The following is a 15,657-nucleotide window of genomic DNA, read 5'->3' as shown; positions in this document are numbered from 1 at the left end:
AGGCGGCATGTCCGACGCGTTCTACACCGCCTGGATGGAGGTCCTGCCCGACTTCTCCGGCTTCCGCGGGAAGTTCCAGTCGGAGCTGAACGGCGTCGTCGGCGTCTCGGGCGACCGCGCCGGGAAGGACCTCGGCGACAAGACCGGCAAGGGCATGAAGGGCGGCCTGCTCGCCGCCGCGGGGCGGATGGCCGGTCCCCTCGCGGCGGCGTTCGCCGGCCTTCAGATCGGGCAGGCGATCGGCCGCACCATCGCTGACGGCATCTCGCAGGCGTCAGACCTGAACGAGGCCGGCGCCGCGATCGGCCAGGTCTTCGGCGACCAGGCGAAGGCCGTGCAGGACTTCGCGAAGCAGGGCGCGACCGCGTTCGGTGAGAACGAGATCAACGTCCTCCGCGCCGCGCAGTCGTTCGGCACCTACGGCAAGGCCGCCGGCCTCGCCGGGCAGGACCTGTCGAGCTTCTCGACCGACCTCGTCGGACTCGGCGTCGACATGGCGTCGTTCTTCAACACTGACACGCAGACCGCGATGGACGCCATCGCCTCGGGTCTGCGCGGCGAGGCCGAGCCGCTCCGCCAGTTCGGTGTGCTCCTCGACGACGCGACGCTCAAGCAGCGCGCCATGCAGATGGGCATCTACGACGGCAACGGGGCACTGACGTCGCAGCAGAAGGTGCTCGCCGCTCAGGCGGAGATCTTCGCGCAGACGTCCGACGCGCAGGGCGACTTCCAGCGCACCTCGGGCGGGCTCGCGAACCAGCAGCGCATCCTCGCCGCCGGCTGGGACAACGTCGTCACCAAGATCGGGCAGCTCTTCCTGCCCATGGTGACCGGCGTCGTCACCTTCCTGAACTCGACCGTCATCCCTGCGCTCTCGGCATTCTTCGGGGCGCTCAGCGGCGACGGTGGCGGCGCCGGCATCGGTGCGTTCTTCGCCAGCCTCGGCGATCTCTTCGGCCCGATTCTCCAGGCAGTCGCGCCGCTCGTCGGCGAGCTGTTCAACCTGTGGACCACCGCGTCGCCCCTGATGATCATCTTCAAGGCGCTGCAGCCTGTGATCCCGATCATCGCGAACGCCCTGTCCCAGCTCGCCGCCGTCATCGGCGGGGCGCTCGGCGCCGTCCTGCAGGCTGTCGTGCCGATCATCACGCAGCTCGTGACGATCCTCTCGGGAATCTTCTCGCAGGTGCTGCAGGCGCTGATGCCGATCATCATGATGGTCGCCGAGCTGTTCGGTCAGATCGTGCAGGCGCTCATGCCGCTCATCACGGCGATCATGCAGCTCGTCACCCCGCTGATCGGCCTCCTCATGCCGATCCTGCAGGCGCTGATGCCGATCATCCAGATGATCATCGACCTCTTCATCGCGATCCTCACCCCCGTGATGGAGCTCGTCGGCGTCATCCTCGACGCCCTCATGCCCGTGATCCAGGGGCTCATCGACATCCTCACCGGGCTGATCAACTTCGTCGTCGGCGTGTTCACCGGCGACTGGGAGATGGCGTGGAACGGCGTCTCGCAGATGTTCCAGGGCGCGATCGACACGATCGTCGGGATCTGGAACGGGCTGCTCTCGATCCTCGGCGGCATCGGCGACTTCATCGCGAGCATCTTCTCCGGGGTCGGCGACTGGCTCGTCGACGCCGGGCAGGCGCTCATCCAGGGCTTCATCGACGGCATCTCCTCGATGGTCGGCGCCGTCGGCGACGCCATCGGTGGGATCATGGACTGGGTCGGCGGGTTCTTCCCCCACAGCCCCGCCAAGCGCGGCCCCTTCTCCGGTTCCGGGTGGACGGCCGTCGCCGACGGCGGCCGTGCGCTCGCGACGCAGTTCACCGACGGGTTCGACGACGGCATGGGCGGCTTCGGCACGCCGGGCCCCCCCCGGCGGCCTCGGCCCCGGCGGCAGCCCGCTCGCCCCGCGCATGTCGATCCCCGCGCCGGGGTCGCTCGCCGAGTTCGACCAGACCGCCCGCCCCGGCGGCGGTGCAGATCGCGGCGACGGCATCTACGTCGGCCAGATCAACAACCCGGTGCGCGAGCCCGCGACGACGTCGATCCGACGCCTGCAGGCGAAGCGCGCGTACCTCGGCCAGGACGGCCTCGACGAGCTGGAGGTGGCCGGTGCCTGAGTACGTCTGGTCGGTCGACGGCGTCGACCTCACGGACCACGCGTTCAACGTGATCCAGATCGACGACAGCGCCGCCGCCGAGCTCCGCGGCGAAGACCGTGAGTTCGCCGGCCGCGCTGGCCGTGAGCACCGGCCCCGGGTGGAGAACTCCCGCACGATCACGCTCGGCATGCACGTGCTCGGGCAGGACCACGGCGGCATCACCCGCGCCGAGTGGGTCGACGCGTTCGAGGAGCACTGGCGGGCGCTCCGCCGACTCTTCCGGCCGGACGGCGGACGCCAGTTCGTGCTCGGGAGGGCGTGGACCGATGACCTCGGCACGCACTACGCCGAGACCGGGGCGATCGCGCCGGGCGCGTTCGAACGTCGCCACATCGGCGAGTACCAGGCGCGCATCACCGCTGATCTGCTCCTCGCTGAGCCGTTCTACCTCGAGTCCGAGGTCGCGGTGCCCCTGACGCCCGGGGTGCCGGTCGTCGTAACGAACGGCGGCGACGCGGCGACGACCGAGGTCGTCATCGACTTCGACGGCGCCCTCTCGAACCCGCGGGTCACGAACCAGACAACGAACCCGGACGTGTGGGTGAAGGTCGGCACGTCGGTCGCCGCCGGCGACACGGTCACGGTCGATGTCGAGGAGACCACCGTGACGCGCGAGTCCGACGGAGCCAACCTCATCGGCGCGCTCACGCACTCGGGCAGCCGCGCATGGTTCGGCCTCGCCCGAGGCGCGAACACGATCCTGCTCGAGGCCGACTCCGGCTCGGGTACCGCGACTCTGCGCTACCGCGCGAAGTGGATGTAGGAGGAACCGTGGCAGGCAACTACCCAGACTCGCCGTCGTGGCGTATGGCGCTCGATCGTGACGGATCGGTGGGCGTCGCGATCGATCTCGGCGGCGTGCTCACCCAGCTCACGGCCTCGCAGATGCAGGCGCTGAACGACGAGGACGCGGACGCGATCATCCTCGACGCCGGGTTCGGCGCGTCGGGCCAAGCGTCGGTGGCGTACGTGTTCCCCGAGGTGCGCGACATCGACGCGTACATGATCAACGCCTTCTTCGCCGTCTCCGGATCGGGCGCCCCGTACTACACGGTCGAGGTGTCGCCCGACACCACGAACGGGCAGGACGGCACGTGGACGGTCATCGCGACCGTCCCCGTGGGGTCGATCCCGACCGGTCCTGTCGACTCCAAGCCGATGTACCGGAACGGCGTGCTCTCCGCGACGCAGCTCGCCAAGCGCGGGATCAAGGTCGTCTACCGCCGAACGGCCGGCGGCCAGGCGGACAAGCTCACCATCCGCGACTTCCACGTCTACGGTGAGCCGGTCCCCGGCGCGAACCCGCACCGGCTCGAGCTCTGGCACCCGACGATCGACGAGAAGCTGCCGCCGGCGTGGTTCGACTGGGGCGACACCCCGCGTGGCTCGTCCGCCGATCGGCTCTTCCGTGTGAAGAACCTCTCGCCGACGCTCACCGCGAACGACGTGCGCGTCGCGATGGACGTGCTTACCGACGCATCCCCGTCGGTGCCTGGCCAGCACTCGCTGTCGTTCGGCGGCGGCTCGTTCCTCGCGCAGGTCAACGTCGGCGACCTCGCGCCCGGGGCGATCTCGGGCACGGTCACGCTCCGCCGCATCACCCCGTCGAACGCGCAGCTCGGCCTCTGGTCGCTGCGAGTGTTCGCCGAGTCGACCGACTGGACCTGAGCATGTCGATCAAGGCCCGGAACATCAGCCTCCGCTCGCACTTCGGCGCCGACCACCACACCACGCTCGCGGCCGGGACGCTCTACTTTGCCCTGCTCAACGGCGATCCGGAAGGCACCGGCGTGGAGCCCAACGCGACCGGCGGCTACGCCCGCGTCGCGAAGACGAACGATGCCACCCTGTGGGGCACCATCAGCTCGTCGGCGACATCGGTGACGAACTCTGGCGCGTCCGGCGCGATCACCTGGCCGGCGGCGACCGGCGTCTGGTCGCAGGCGCAGGTCACGCACTGGGCCGTCTACGACAACTCGGCCGGCGGCAATCTGCTCTACAGCGGGCCGCTGTCCGATGCCGTCGTCATCACCGGCGCCGGCGACGTCGCCCGCATCCCGTCCGGCAGCCTCACGATCGAGCAGCAGTAGGGGGACGGTATGGCGACGATCGATGTCGCGGCCTCCGGACTCCTCCGAGGCATCCGCGGGTTCGGGTCCGCAGTCGCTGCCGCGTACGCCGCAGCGCCGGTCGACCCCGTGAACGGCGCGCTCATCCCCGCGCTCGCAGTCGACCTCGAGTTCCTCGTCTCATCGACCGGCGTCACGAACACCGACGTGCAGGTGCAGGTCGACGACACGGCCGACTTCTCGTCGCCGGTCTACTCGAACACGATCACCAACCTCGCCGACGGCGTCGCCACCGTCGCCGTGCCCGGGCTCACGAACCTCTCGACCTACTACTGGCGCGTCCGCGCCGCCGAGACCGGAACCACCGGGTGGTCGGCATGGTCGACCGTGCGCAGATTCAAGGCGTGGGTCGACGCCGGCAAGGCGATCCACTACGCGCAGTTCAACTGCGGCCCGGCGCCGCGCACGACCGAGGCGGGGTCGAAGTACATCGACATCAACGTCGGCCCTCGGTTCGTCGACGGCCGGCCCGCCGACCAGTACGTCGACGTCAACTACGGGCCCCGGCTCGACATGAACCCCGACGGATTCGGGTACGCGCACTTCGGCGACGTCTCGACGCACACGCCGAACCCGCACATCTGGTTCCTGCGCCCCACGAGCGGCCGCGAGGGTGATGGTATCCAGGTCGTCGGGTTCGGATTCGGTGACCTCCAGTCGACGTACGGTGGCGCGCTCGAGTACCGGCCTGACGGCACCTGGGAGGTGCTGCCGGTCACGTCATGGCAGACGTTCCCCGCCACCCCCGACGCGTACGGGCCCGACCGCGAGCTGAACCCAGAGCTCGGCACGATCGACATGCAGCACCAGATCGTCGAGTTCACCGTCCCAGTCGGCTCCGAGGCGCCCGGATTCCCCGTGCGCATGAAGACGAACGGGAGCTGACGCATGGTCCTGCGCACGTCGAACACCCAGTTCCTCACCGTGCTCGACGCCATCCCGCTCGAGGGCGTCGGCTGGTACGCTCGTGTCCTCTCAGAACGGGACTACACGTCGCAGGTCGCCGAGGTGCAGCGGTTCGCGAGTCTCGGGTTCACCGTCGAAGCGAACGCCGAGGGCGGCGGGTCCATCACGCTTGACGCCGACGACCGGCTCTTCACGGACCCTCTGCCTGTCGGCGAGACGGTGCGACTCGTCGAGCAGGAAGCGCTCTGGCAGATCATCGAGGATGGTGTCGTCCGCGCCGAGTTCCTCGCCGAAGACGTCGTCGAAGACGTGATCCTCGACAAGGACGGCCCCCGCTCGACCGTGATCGGCGGCCGCGGCACCGCGACCGTGCTCGAGTGGGCGCGCGTCCTTCCCGCGGGGATGCCGGCACCGACGTCGACCGAGCGAGCGTTCACCGCGCACCCGATGGCAGCGTGGCGCACCCTGTTCCTCGAGTCACAAGCTGCCGGGTACCTCGACTGGGTCGACCTCACGTTCTCCGCGACCGAGGACTCGGCCGGCGCCCCGTGGGCGACCACCGTGCAGGCGCTCACGGTCCAGGCGGGCGAGGACCTGCTGACGCTGCTCAAGCGGTGGTGCGAGCAGAACGAGCTGTCGTGGCGGATGCGGCCCGGCTTCAAGCTCGAGGTGCTGCAGGGTGCCGGCCATCACCGTGAGGCGTCCGTCGTCTTCACCCAGTACCGTGCGCAGCACGAGCACAAGCGGTCGGTGTCACGTCGTGACCTGCGGAACGTGGTCTACGCCGACGGCGGTGACCTCGGCATCGCGGTCGCCGAGTCCGCGACGTCGCAGACGAAGTGGCGCAAGCGCGCGGCGTGGGTGTCCGCCGGCGACTCGGGCGACGCGACCGCGCGTTCGGCGGTGGCAAACACGACGCTCGCGATCTCGAAGGATCAGAAGTCGTCGCGCACGGTGAAGGTGCCATACGACCGGCCCAATCGGCACCCGTTCGAGGACTTCACGATCAACGACTGGATCACGCTCGAGCTCGAGGACGACGCGTCCGAGTCGGGCGCGATGCGGGTGATGGGCATCGCGGTCGAGATCGACACCACCGGGCAGCCCACCGTGGAGCTCACGTTGCAGTCGCTGTTCGAGGCTCGCGCGATCCGGATGCAGCGACTTCTCGACAAGCTCGGCGGGTCGTCGTCGGGCGGTGCGGGGCAGACGCAGACAGTGCCGATCCCCGTGTCGAAGGCGCTCGCCGCGACGAAGATGTCGGACCTCGCCGACACCGACTTCCTCGGCATCCAGCCGGGAGACGTTGTGCTGTGGACCGGCGCGAGGTTCATCGACTACACGCCCGACCTCGACATGCTCGCCGACGTCGATCTGACTGGCGCCACCGATGGCGACGTACTCACGGTGCAAGGCAGTCAGGTCGTGGCTGCTCCTCCAGCGGGCGGAGGTGGCAGCGCGATCGCCGCCGTGTGGGACACCCGCGTGTTCGCTCGGCTCACGACGACGATCGGCAGCTACGACACGTGGGGCACGTTCTTCGTCTGCACCACCAACGCGACCATCACCGAGCTGCGGTTCAAGCTGACGGCGCTCTCCGGGATCACATACCGCGCTACGCTCGCGCGAATCGCGGATGGCACGAACCAGATCGAGGCCATCCTGCAGCAGAAGACGCTCACGCCCGGCGCCGGCACCGGCATCACACTCGCGTTCACGGGGTTCACCGCGGACATCGTCGCCGGGAAGCGGTACGCCGCATTGATCGACGACGTCGCCGGCGGCAGCGTGATCCAGTACTACGGCAACAGCGGCCAAGGTGGCTCGGCATGCGTCTTCGGGTACTCGCCCGACACCGCCAACGGGCTCGCGCTGGCATCCGCCCCGCCGACAGTCGGCGCCACCCTCGGAGACAGCAACCTCTCCCCCGCCGTCGGCATCTCCGGGCACACCCGCTGACGACCCCCGCTCCTCCCACCCCGTCACCGTGGCGGGGTGTTCCGCACGCTCGAAAGGAGCACCCCACCATGACGTTCGGCATCGACGTCGCCGGCTACCAGGCAGGCATCGACTACGCCCGCGCGAAGCGCGAGGGCGTGCAGTTCGTGATCGTGAAGGCCGCCGGCCAGCAGACCGGCAGCCCGTACACGGCGAACGGCTACCACGAGCACATCGACCGCGCTCGCGCCGCAGGTATCGCGGGCATCGGGCACTACTTCATCCCCGGGCAGGACGACCCCGGCGTCGCGTTCGACGATATCGAGGCGCAGGCCGACCAGTTCGTGCGCGCGCTCCACGGCTTCGACCGTGACCACGACGTCCTCGCCCTCGACAACGAGCCCCTCGACGGCGACGCCACCTACTGGCGTCAGGACGACGTCATGCGGTTCTTCAACCGCGTGCGCGCCCTCACCGGCATCCCGTGGTCGCGCCTCTGGCTCTACTGCCCCGCCTCGCTCACCCGCGCGAACGGGGCGTGGAACCGCGTCACCGACGCCGGCATCCGTATCTGGTGGTCCGCCTATGGCGACTTCCCCACCGGCCACACGCCCGACCACACGCCGAGCCTGCAGGGCAAGATCGCCCGCTGGGACGTGCACCAGTTCTCCTCGCGCGTCGCCGTCGCCGGTATGAGCGTCGACGGGAACTACTCGCCCCACACGGTCGGCACCCTCTTCGGTGGCCGCGCGAGCGAGCCCGCGCCGAGCAAGCCGTCGGCGCCGTCGACGAGCGGCCGCGATTGGTCGTACTGGGAGCCGACCGGGACGCTCGCGAAGCGCGTGCAGCGCGCCCTCAAGGCGCGAGGCCGCTACTCAGGCCCCATCGACGGTGTCTTCGGCCCCAACACCCGGAAGGGTGTGCAGGAGACCCTGCGCCACTCGGGCGAGTTCGTCGGCACCATCGACGGCGTCATCGGCCGCGGCGGCTCCTACGGCATCCAGACGTACGCTCGCCGCTTCGGCGACTACGCCGGCCCGATCGACGGCGCACCGCGCACAGCATCGTGGACGGGCTTCGCGCTCGGGCTCGAGCGCCCGTGAGCCTGCCGCCCGAGGTGCAGGAGTTCCTCGACTCGATCAGCGTCCTGCAGTTCCTGATCTGGATCGCGGCCGCTGTCGGCATCGTGATCCTGATCAGGAAGTCGTGGCCGACCGTGTCGAAGTTCGTTCGCACGATCGACGTGATACTCGAGCTCGCCGAGCGCCTCGCCCGGATCGAGAGACAGCTCGGCGACCAGGACGAGCTGCTTGAGCGCGTGCGCGCGCAGGTCGAGAACGACCACGACACCAACATGCGCGAGGAGCTCACCGAGGCCCTCGAGTGGCAGCAGAAGCACGAGAAGAAATCCGACGCGGTCATCGCCCGCGTCGCCGCCCTCGAACAGAAGGAGAAGAAATCACCATGATCGAGAAGCTGATCCCCGCCGACGTCACGCTCGCCGCGAAGCGCGCGTTCGTCCGCACGACCGCGCAGGCGTACGCAGCGACCCTCGCGACCGGCATCCCGTCGGCCGCGGCGATCGTGCAGCTGGTGCAGGACCCGACCGGCTGGCTCCTCGCCGGCGTCACCGTCGGCCTCGCCGTCGTCACCCCGCCCCTCGCCGGCCTCGCGAGCTACCTCACGATGCTGTCGAAGGGCATCCCCGACGACTACCAGCCGACGCTCTCGAACGGTCGCCACGAGGCCTGACCGGGCATACGCGAAGCGCCCCGCTCTCCTTCGGGAGGGCGGGGCGCTTTCGTCGTGCGCTCAGTAGCACTCGGCGAGGCGCATGCTCTCGTCGATGTAGGTCATGAGGTCGGCGTTGTTGTGGCCGGTGCGGTTCATGGTGGCGTCGTTGTTCGCGTCGGCGGTGTCGAACGCCGCCTGCAGGCCGGCGCAGTCGCCTGCCGCGGTGAGGTCGTCGATCTGTGCCTGCAGGGTGGCCTCGTAGTCGGCCCAGGGCACCTCGGTGCGATCGGACTCGGGCTCGGCTACCTCTTCGGCCGGTGTTGGCTGTGCGGATGCCGTGGGCGGCTCTTCGGTGCTGCTCGAGGTCGGGATGCGAACGCATCCGGCGAGCGCGGGGACGAGTGCGACGGCGAGTAGGGCGACGGCGAGCTTCCTCATCCCGCGAGCCTAGCCACGCCGTGCGGGTGTCGGCTTCCCCTCGATCTGGGGTCACAGGGTGCGGTCGTACGCGACGAACGGGAGCACGAACCAGCACGCTGTCCAGACGACGAGCACCACGAGATGCTCGAGTCGGCGACTCACTCACTGGCTCGGCGCGAGCTCGTGCTCGCCGTACGGGACCAGGGCGCACTCGAGCGCGTGGATCAGCTGCTGCAGCGCCGCCGTGTCGAGGATGACCATCTCGTCGCCGATCATGATGCTCGCCGAGCCCGGCGCGGGCGGGCAGCCGTGTACGACCAGTCCGGCGTGCTCGAACCGGTCGAGCACGCCGTCGCGCGTCTCCATGGTTCCCATCAGCGTGCCTCCCGGATCGATGTGATCGACAGCGACCGCTCGACGCGGTAGGCCGCCGTGCGGGCCGCGTCTTCACACGACGCCGCGACCGGGAGAGTGTGACCGTCCGAGAAGGTGACGATGAACATGCGCCGGACTCTACCCGGTATAGAGCCTCGTGTCTATACCGGGTAGAGAGAGGCGGGCCGCTACTGTTGCGATGTGCCCGCCCTCGACCGCATCCGCGCCACCGCAGCGCGCATCACCAAGGTCGACGAGCAGCGCGCCGAGCTCGTCGAGAAGCGCGACGCCGAGATTGCCCAGGCATTCACCGAGGGCGCAACCTGGGCGCAGGTGCAGGAGGCGTCAGGCCTCACCGCGCGCGCGGTGCAGAAGGCACTCGAGCGCCACCGCACGCACGAATGACTGTGGTCCGGTGGACACTCGAATTGCCGAGAGGAATCCTCGACACGCCGAGCGCGTTACCCTACCTTGAGTATCGAGAGAGAGGAGATGCCGATGAACGCAGCCGTCGCAGCACAGCGAGCCCTTGACGTCTTCTTCGAAGGCGCCCCGCGCTCGTACCCGATCGATCCCGTACAGGTCGCACGCCACTTCGGCATCAACGTGTACGGTGCTCGCCTCGAGAACAACCTCTCCGGCATGATCGCGAAGACCGAACCGTCGGGCGGGGTCGACATCTTCCTGAACAGCGAGCACGCGCCCGTTCGGCAGCGATTCACCTGCGCGCACGAACTCGGGCACTACTTCGCCATCCGGGACGAACCCGATGCCGAGTCTCGCACCTACATTCATCGCCGCGGCGCGCTCGCGGCGTGCGGGACCGATGCGGAGGAGATCTACGCGAACCAGTTCGCCGCTGAGCTCCTGATGCCGGCTGATAGCGTCCGCCTGGCGCACACGGCCGGTATGGATGTGTACGCGCTCGCATCGCGGTTCCAGGTCTCGCTCGACGCGATGACCTACCGGCTCAAGAACCTCGGACTGGCGTGACCGAAGGGGTTCAGGAGCCCAGCGGCGACGACGTAGCTGAACTAGATCGAGTGCGTGAAGGCGCACTCGAGATGGAGCAGTCCGAGCCGGAGACCCGGGCTTCATCCCCGGGAAAGGCCGATGAGCCGTTCCCGGGGATGAAGTTCCTCACGGGCATGATGCAGGCGACCATCTTCACGGACCTCTTCTGCTACCACGCGCACATGCAGTTCGTGCACCCGACGCCGCAGGAGCGCGTGCAGGCGATGAAGGAGCTGCACCCCAAGTTCTACATGTGGTGCCGCAACGCCGACATGGTCGCCCGCGCCGGACTCATGGTCATCGTCGTCGGGCTTGCCGGCTTCCTCGCGGTCGGCACCATGGTGCGACTCTTCTTCGCCTGAGCCGATCGTCAAAGATCGAGCACGATGACCTCGCAGTTCCGGCACCAGTACTCGCCCTGAGCGCGATGGACCGTCCGCGTGCCGCAGCTCGGGCAGTCAGGCGAGGTAGCCGTGATGAAGTCGTCCACATGTCAACGTTAGACGCCTAACGTTGATCACCGTCCGGACTAATCCACAGACTTAGGTGAGAGCCCGGTCCATCGCATCGGCAGCATCGCGGAACGCCTCGGGCATGATGTGGCCGTAGAGCTTGGACGTCGTCGCGATCGACTTGTGACCGAGCCGCTTGGACACGACGAAGAGCGACACGCCCTGCTGCAGCAGCCAGGAGGCGTGAGTGTGGCGCAAGTCGTGCGGCCGCGGCTCCTTCGTGAGCCCCTTCTCGCGCGCGAGGTCGACGGCGTCCTGCCAGCCGTGCTGATGGAACGTGGTCGAGGTGAGCTGGCTGCCGAAGCGGTTCGGGAACACGAGCTCGTGCGGCCGCTCCGCTGCGGCGAGCTCGTCGGCGAGCGCCCTCGTGATCGAGACGTCGCGCGCGCCCGACTCGCTCTTCGTGGACCCGATGTAGAACCGGCGCCGCTCGTCGCGCTTCCACGCCTTGTCGACGACGACGATCGGCACCTCCTCGTCGAGGCGTAGATCTGACCAGGTGAGCGCGGTCGCCTCGGAGTACCGCATGCCTGTGCCGACGAGCGTGCGCACGAGCATGCCGTGCCGTTCGGGGATCTGCTCGAGGAGCAGCCCGTACTCGGCGAGCGTGAGGAATGTGGCGCGGCGGCCGGCGCGATCGTCGTTCGGGAGGTCGACGAGCTCGCAGGGGTTCTCGGCGCACCACCCCTTGCGCACGGCGCGCTTGAACGCGCTGGACAGGAGTCCCATCGCGTTCGCGATCGTCTTGCGGCTGCGGCCGGCGCGCCGCTCGAGCTTAATCCATGCGGCGATGTGCTCCTCGTTGACGACGTCAACACGCAGTGCGCCGAGCGGCTCGAGCAGGTGGTGCTCAATGATCGACCGGTAGCCGGCGATCGTCCCGTCGCTCGCCTTCGTGAGCATGCTCAGGTGGTGCTCGAGCATGGTGGCGACGGTCGGCGCGGTCGAGGCGGTCGCGGCGAGCACCTTCTCTGCCAGGGCGAAGCGCTGCCCGTTCGCGTCGAGGATGCGCTTGAGAGTCTCAGCCTCGGACACGGTCGGCACGGTCGCGCTCGTCTGCTTGCCGGTGTCGGGGTCGCGCCAGAGTACTGCGAACGACGTCGCGCCGGACTTCTGGACCCGCTTCCGGATGCTCGCCATGGGGCATAGCGTAGGCCCCGCGTCAACGGATTTCCATCCTGTGTCAACACGGGGCCTGATTCGCCTAGTAATTACTGGCGGAGACGGCGGGATTTGAACCCGCGGTCCCCTTACGGGGACTCCACCTTAGCAGGGTGGTGCACTCGACCGGACTATGCGACGTCTCCTCGCGGGTGCGCACGCGCACACGCGACAGCCATCATAACCCGATGCTCGCCCGAAACACGATTCGGCACCGTTCGAGCGGCGCAGCGCGCCTCGACCCTACTGGTCCTCGAGCGTGCGACCGGCCGAGCACCGGGTCTCCGCCGCGGTCTGTCCGGTGACGTCACTCGGCAGCGGCTCGGTCGACGGGGCCGGGGTCGGCACCTCGGCGGTGTCCTCGGCCGGTGCCTCCTCGCCGCTCTCCTCCGTGATGAGGGCGGCGGGCGCGGCCTCGCCGTCGGTCGTCGCCTCGTCGGCCGGGGGCGCCGTCGGGTCGCCCGAGGAGGCGAACGACGCGTCGTCGGCCGTCGGGTCGAAGGTCACCGGGATGTCCTGCTGCAGGGCCGTGTTCACGATCTCGGCCGACTCGCTCGGCACGACGCCGCCGTCGATGTACCCGGTCGGGTACTGGATGAACGCGATCTTCGAGAGGTCGATGTCCTTCATCGCCTTCGCGATCGAGACCATCGTCGTCGGATCGGCGAGCGTGTCGGAGAGCTCCATGTTCGCGAGCGCCGCCTTGGCGATCGAGTACAGCGCGACGGGGTCGCCGAGCGTGCCGCCGTCTTGCAGCTTGCGGACGAGCGACGACATGAACACCTGCTGGTTCGAGATGCGCCCGAGGTCGGAGCCGTCGCCGACGCCGTGCCTGGTGCGCAGGAACTGCAGTGCCTCCATGCCCTTGAGCGAGTGCTCGCCGGCCGTCAGGTAGAGGTTGGTGTGCTCGTCCTCGATGGGCTCGGCGACGCAGACCGAGACGCCGCCGACGGCCTCGCTCATCGCGGCGACGCCGAGGAACTGCACGGTGCCCGCGAACGGGATCGTGACGCCCGTGAGCTGCTCGACGGTCTTCACGACGCACGCCATGCCGCCGTAGTCGAGCACCGAGTTGATCTTCACGCCGTACTGCTCGTAGAGCGGCTCGCCGGCCGGATCGGCCGGGTCGGTGCAGGCGGGCACGTCGACGAACATGTCGCGGGGGAAGCTGATGACCTCGACGTGGGAGTGGTCCTGCGAGATGTGCAGCAGCATGGTGACGTCGTTGAGCACGGCCGTCTCCTCGTCGGGGTCGCCGAAGGCGTCGCCCTGGCCCTCGCGGCTGTCGCTGCCGATGAGCAGCACGTTCACGCCGCCCTCCATCGCGCCGACGTCGGGCACGCCCTCGAGCACGTCGGCGTTGCCGAGCGAGACGGTCGGCTTCAGCGTGTTCGCGAGGTCCCACGCCGCGTAGGCCGCGACCGCGCCGCCCGAGACGAAGACGACGGCGGCGAGCGAGGCGATGACCTTGACGAACGTACGCCCGAACGAGCGACGGCGGAGCCGTCCGTGGTGCGCCACCGCAGGGGTCTTCGCGGCGCGCCGCGAGCTGGGTCGCAACGCTTCGTTCACCGGTGTCCTCTCGTGTCGGCGGGTCGCGCGGAGGGCGTGGGATTCGAACCCACGAGGCATTGCTGCCCACTGGTTTTCAAGACCAGCTCCATCGGCCGCTCGGACAGCCCTCCATGCCCGCGCAACACCACCGCAGGGCGGTGGATCGTGCAGGCAGGCCCCGATTCTAGCCGAATTGCGTTTCCGACAGCCTCTCAAGCCCGCCTGAAAGAGACCTGAAGCACGACGGAACCGCCGGTCACTCGCTGTTTCCGGTCATGCACCGCACCTCGTCGCCGGTGAGCCCCGTGACGTCGGGAGGCAACTGCTCGTCGGCCGGGGTCGTGGCGGGCGCCTGGGTCGCCGGCGCCTCTTCGGCGGCCGGTTCTTCGTCGGCGGCCTGCTCGTCCTCAGCCGTGACCGTCTCGGCCTCGGCATCGGTCGTCGCCGCCTCGACGGCCGGCGCCGTCGGATCGGCCGTGCCGTAGCCCGCGTTGTCGTTCGCGGTCGGGTCGATGACGACCGGGCGGTCCTCCTGCAGGGCGAGGTTCACGGCCTCGGCCGATTCGGCGGGCTGCACGTGCACGTTGTCGCCGTAGTCGGCCGACGGGTACTGCACGAAGGCGATCTTCGAGAGATCGGTGTCCTGCAGTGCGCGCGCGATCGACATCAGGCGGGCGGGGTTCTGCAGCTCCTTCGAGAGCTCCATGTTCGAGAGCACGGCCTTCGCGATCGAATAGAGCTTGACCGGGTCGCTCAGCGTGCCGCTCGACTGCAACGTACGCGCGAGCGATGCGAGGAACGCCTGCTGGCTCGCGATGCGGGCGAGGTCGCTGCCGTCGCCCGCCGCCTTGCGCGTGCGGAGGAACGCGAGCGCGTCGAAGCCCTTGATGCTGTGCACGCCGGCGGCGAGCTTGAGACCCGAGGCCGGGTCGTCGATCGGATCGGCGAGGCACACCTCGACACCGCCGACGGCCTCCGAGAGGGCGGCGACGCCCTTGAACTCGACGACGCCGGCGACCGGGATCTTCGTGCCGGTCAGCTGCTCGACCGTCATCGCGACGCACGTGAGGCCGCCGTGGCTGAGCACGCTGTTGAGCGGCACGCCCGACATCGCCGACAGGGGACCCGACGCTGGGTCGACCGGGTCGGGGCACTCGGGCACGGGCACGATCAGGTCGCGCGGAAAGCTCACGACCTCGACGTGCGAATGATCCTGCGAGACGTGCAGCAGCATGTTGACGTCGTTGAGCACGCCCGAGTCCTCTTCGGGGTCGCCGAACGAGCCGTCGGCGGGGCGCTTGTCGCTGCCGACGAGCAGGAAGTTGAGCCCGCCGTCCATCGCCCCGATGTCGGGCACGCCGTCGAGCATGTTCTCACTCGCGAGCGACGCGCCCTGCTTGACCGACCCCACGAGGTCGACGGCCGCGTAGGCGGCGACCGCGGTCGCGCTCACGGCCACGACGGCGACGACGGATGCCACGAGCTTGAGCGTCGCGCGCGGACCGGTGTGCCGTGGCAGGCGTCCGTGACGGGTGGGCTCGACGGGCGGCGTCGCGGCCGCACCCGGTCCCTCGGCCGCCGGGGCGCCATCGGCACGCTCGGCCGCCGGAGCGCCGTCGACGGCCGCCGCCGTCCCCTCGGCCGCGATGCGCTCGTCGTCAGCGCGCGCCGGAGCAGCGGCATCCCCGCCCGCCGACCCCTCGGATTCGTGCTCCACGTCGTCCCCTCCCGACCGGATGA

The 15,657-nt window shown here is 69.2% G+C and carries 18 protein-coding genes and 2 tRNA genes; 12 read left to right on the top strand and 8 right to left on the bottom strand.

The window, feature by feature from the left end; all coding sequences use genetic code 11:
* The first annotated feature begins 7 nt into the window (after positions 1-7).
* The 9 genes from AC3RJ6_RS02680 to AC3RJ6_RS02640 all read left to right on the top strand — a co-directional run bounded on the left by AC3RJ6_RS02680 (position 8) and on the right by AC3RJ6_RS02640 (position 8,899).
* On the top strand, positions 8-2,185 hold the full coding sequence (locus AC3RJ6_RS02680) for a phage tail protein (RefSeq protein ID WP_491425328.1): 2,178 nt from the start codon (positions 8-10) through the stop codon (positions 2,183-2,185).
* Positions 2,125-2,937, top strand: coding sequence for a phage distal tail protein (locus AC3RJ6_RS02675; protein ID WP_491425327.1), 813 nt, complete (start codon positions 2,125-2,127; stop codon positions 2,935-2,937). Before AC3RJ6_RS02680 ends, AC3RJ6_RS02675 begins: the two co-directional genes overlap by 61 nt.
* Before the next feature lie 8 nt (positions 2,938-2,945).
* Complete coding sequence (locus tag AC3RJ6_RS02670; RefSeq protein ID WP_491425326.1) at positions 2,946-3,842, top strand: hypothetical protein; 897 nt, start codon at positions 2,946-2,948, stop codon at positions 3,840-3,842.
* 2 nt (positions 3,843-3,844) lie between these two features.
* Positions 3,845-4,264, top strand: a complete 420-nt coding sequence (locus tag AC3RJ6_RS02665; protein WP_491425325.1) for a phage tail fiber protein — start codon at positions 3,845-3,847, stop codon at positions 4,262-4,264.
* 9 nt (positions 4,265-4,273) lie between these two features.
* Positions 4,274-5,188, top strand: a complete 915-nt coding sequence (locus AC3RJ6_RS02660; protein WP_491425324.1) for a hypothetical protein — start codon at positions 4,274-4,276, stop codon at positions 5,186-5,188.
* A gap of 3 nt (positions 5,189-5,191) precedes the next feature.
* Positions 5,192-7,168: a hypothetical protein gene (locus AC3RJ6_RS02655; protein WP_491425323.1), complete on the top strand. Its 1,977-nt coding sequence runs from the start codon at positions 5,192-5,194 to the stop codon at positions 7,166-7,168.
* Positions 7,169-7,236: 68 nt separating this feature from the next.
* Complete coding sequence (locus AC3RJ6_RS02650) at positions 7,237-8,250, top strand: GH25 family lysozyme (RefSeq protein WP_491425322.1); 1,014 nt, start codon at positions 7,237-7,239, stop codon at positions 8,248-8,250.
* The gene (locus AC3RJ6_RS02645) at positions 8,247-8,615 is read left to right on the top strand and encodes a hypothetical protein (RefSeq protein WP_491425321.1); all 369 of its coding nucleotides are present in this window, start codon (positions 8,247-8,249) and stop codon (positions 8,613-8,615) included. The genes AC3RJ6_RS02650 and AC3RJ6_RS02645 overlap by 4 nt, the downstream gene beginning before the upstream one ends.
* A complete protein-coding gene (locus AC3RJ6_RS02640; protein WP_491425320.1) occupies positions 8,612-8,899 on the top strand; it encodes a hypothetical protein in 288 nt (95 codons plus the stop codon). Before AC3RJ6_RS02645 ends, AC3RJ6_RS02640 begins: the two co-directional genes overlap by 4 nt.
* Positions 8,900-8,959: 60 nt before the next feature.
* Here AC3RJ6_RS02640 and AC3RJ6_RS02635 read toward each other — a convergent pair whose 3' ends face one another.
* The 3 genes from AC3RJ6_RS02635 to AC3RJ6_RS02625 all read right to left on the bottom strand — a co-directional run bounded on the left by AC3RJ6_RS02635 (position 8,960) and on the right by AC3RJ6_RS02625 (position 9,804).
* The gene (locus AC3RJ6_RS02635) at positions 8,960-9,319 is read right to left on the bottom strand and encodes a hypothetical protein (RefSeq protein WP_491425319.1); all 360 of its coding nucleotides are present in this window, start codon (positions 9,317-9,319) and stop codon (positions 8,960-8,962) included.
* 144 nt (positions 9,320-9,463) lie between these two features.
* Positions 9,464-9,676, bottom strand: a complete 213-nt coding sequence (locus AC3RJ6_RS02630) for a hypothetical protein (RefSeq protein ID WP_491425318.1) — start codon at positions 9,674-9,676, stop codon at positions 9,464-9,466.
* Positions 9,676-9,804 (bottom strand): hypothetical protein, encoded by a 129-nt coding sequence (locus tag AC3RJ6_RS02625; protein WP_491425317.1) that lies wholly within the window; start codon positions 9,802-9,804, stop codon positions 9,676-9,678. The genes AC3RJ6_RS02630 and AC3RJ6_RS02625 overlap by 1 nt, the downstream gene beginning before the upstream one ends.
* Before the next feature lie 73 nt (positions 9,805-9,877).
* Here AC3RJ6_RS02625 and AC3RJ6_RS02620 point away from each other — a divergent pair, with 73 nt between their 5' ends.
* From AC3RJ6_RS02620 to AC3RJ6_RS02610, 3 genes are all read left to right on the top strand, one after another.
* Positions 9,878-10,081, top strand: a complete 204-nt coding sequence (locus AC3RJ6_RS02620) for a hypothetical protein (protein WP_491425316.1) — start codon at positions 9,878-9,880, stop codon at positions 10,079-10,081.
* A gap of 87 nt (positions 10,082-10,168) precedes the next feature.
* Entirely contained in the window at positions 10,169-10,669 is a 501-nt protein-coding gene (locus tag AC3RJ6_RS02615; RefSeq protein ID WP_491425315.1) for an ImmA/IrrE family metallo-endopeptidase, read from the top strand.
* Between the two features lie 137 nt (positions 10,670-10,806).
* Entirely contained in the window at positions 10,807-11,052 is a 246-nt protein-coding gene (locus AC3RJ6_RS02610) for a hypothetical protein (protein WP_491425314.1), read from the top strand.
* Between the two features lie 180 nt (positions 11,053-11,232).
* Here AC3RJ6_RS02610 and AC3RJ6_RS02605 read toward each other — a convergent pair whose 3' ends face one another.
* From AC3RJ6_RS02605 to AC3RJ6_RS02585, 5 genes are all read right to left on the bottom strand, one after another.
* Positions 11,233-12,342 carry a tyrosine-type recombinase/integrase gene (locus AC3RJ6_RS02605; protein WP_491425313.1) on the bottom strand — a complete coding sequence of 370 codons (1,110 nt, stop codon included), beginning with the start codon at positions 12,340-12,342 and terminating at the stop codon, positions 11,233-11,235.
* Positions 12,343-12,417: 75 nt separating this feature from the next.
* Positions 12,418-12,509: transfer RNA gene (locus AC3RJ6_RS02600), tRNA-Ser, on the bottom strand.
* A 97-nt stretch (positions 12,510-12,606) separates the two neighbouring features.
* Positions 12,607-13,884: an LCP family protein gene (locus AC3RJ6_RS02595; RefSeq protein ID WP_491425312.1), complete on the bottom strand. Its 1,278-nt coding sequence runs from the start codon at positions 13,882-13,884 to the stop codon at positions 12,607-12,609.
* 79 nt (positions 13,885-13,963) lie between these two features.
* A tRNA-Ser gene (locus tag AC3RJ6_RS02590) sits at positions 13,964-14,048 on the bottom strand.
* 125 nt (positions 14,049-14,173) lie between these two features.
* A complete protein-coding gene (locus tag AC3RJ6_RS02585; RefSeq protein WP_491425311.1) occupies positions 14,174-15,634 on the bottom strand; it encodes an LCP family protein in 1,461 nt (486 codons plus the stop codon).
* Positions 15,635-15,657 lie beyond the last annotated feature (23 nt).

The sequence above is a fragment of the Agromyces cucurbitae genome (genome assembly GCF_058349945.1).
This window is presented reverse-complemented; position numbering and strand designations above follow the sequence as displayed.

What these genes read in the sequence shown, in the direction of transcription:
- AC3RJ6_RS02650 (WP_491425322.1), top strand. Translation starts at nt 7,237, where the DNA reads ATGACGTTCGGCATCGACGTCGCCGGCTACCAGGCAGGCATCGACTAC.
- AC3RJ6_RS02665 (WP_491425325.1), top strand. Translation starts at nt 3,845, where the DNA reads ATGTCGATCAAGGCCCGGAACATCAGCCTCCGCTCGCACTTCGGCGCC.
- AC3RJ6_RS02615 (WP_491425315.1), top strand. Translation starts at nt 10,169, where the DNA reads ATGCCGATGAACGCAGCCGTCGCAGCACAGCGAGCCCTTGACGTCTTC.
- AC3RJ6_RS02605 (WP_491425313.1), bottom strand. Translation starts at nt 12,342, where the DNA reads ATGGCGAGCATCCGGAAGCGGGTCCAGAAGTCCGGCGCGACGTCGTTC.
- AC3RJ6_RS02635 (WP_491425319.1), bottom strand. Translation starts at nt 9,319, where the DNA reads ATGAGGAAGCTCGCCGTCGCCCTACTCGCCGTCGCACTCGTCCCCGCG.
- AC3RJ6_RS02630 (WP_491425318.1), bottom strand. Translation starts at nt 9,676, where the DNA reads ATGGGAACCATGGAGACGCGCGACGGCGTGCTCGACCGGTTCGAGCAC.
- AC3RJ6_RS02680 (WP_491425328.1), top strand. Translation starts at nt 8, where the DNA reads ATGTCCGACGCGTTCTACACCGCCTGGATGGAGGTCCTGCCCGACTTC.
- AC3RJ6_RS02655 (WP_491425323.1), top strand. Translation starts at nt 5,192, where the DNA reads ATGGTCCTGCGCACGTCGAACACCCAGTTCCTCACCGTGCTCGACGCC.
- AC3RJ6_RS02625 (WP_491425317.1), bottom strand. Translation starts at nt 9,804, where the DNA reads ATGTTCATCGTCACCTTCTCGGACGGTCACACTCTCCCGGTCGCGGCG.
- AC3RJ6_RS02640 (WP_491425320.1), top strand. Translation starts at nt 8,612, where the DNA reads ATGATCGAGAAGCTGATCCCCGCCGACGTCACGCTCGCCGCGAAGCGC.
- AC3RJ6_RS02660 (WP_491425324.1), top strand. Translation starts at nt 4,274, where the DNA reads ATGGCGACGATCGATGTCGCGGCCTCCGGACTCCTCCGAGGCATCCGC.
- AC3RJ6_RS02610 (WP_491425314.1), top strand. Translation starts at nt 10,807, where the DNA reads ATGAAGTTCCTCACGGGCATGATGCAGGCGACCATCTTCACGGACCTC.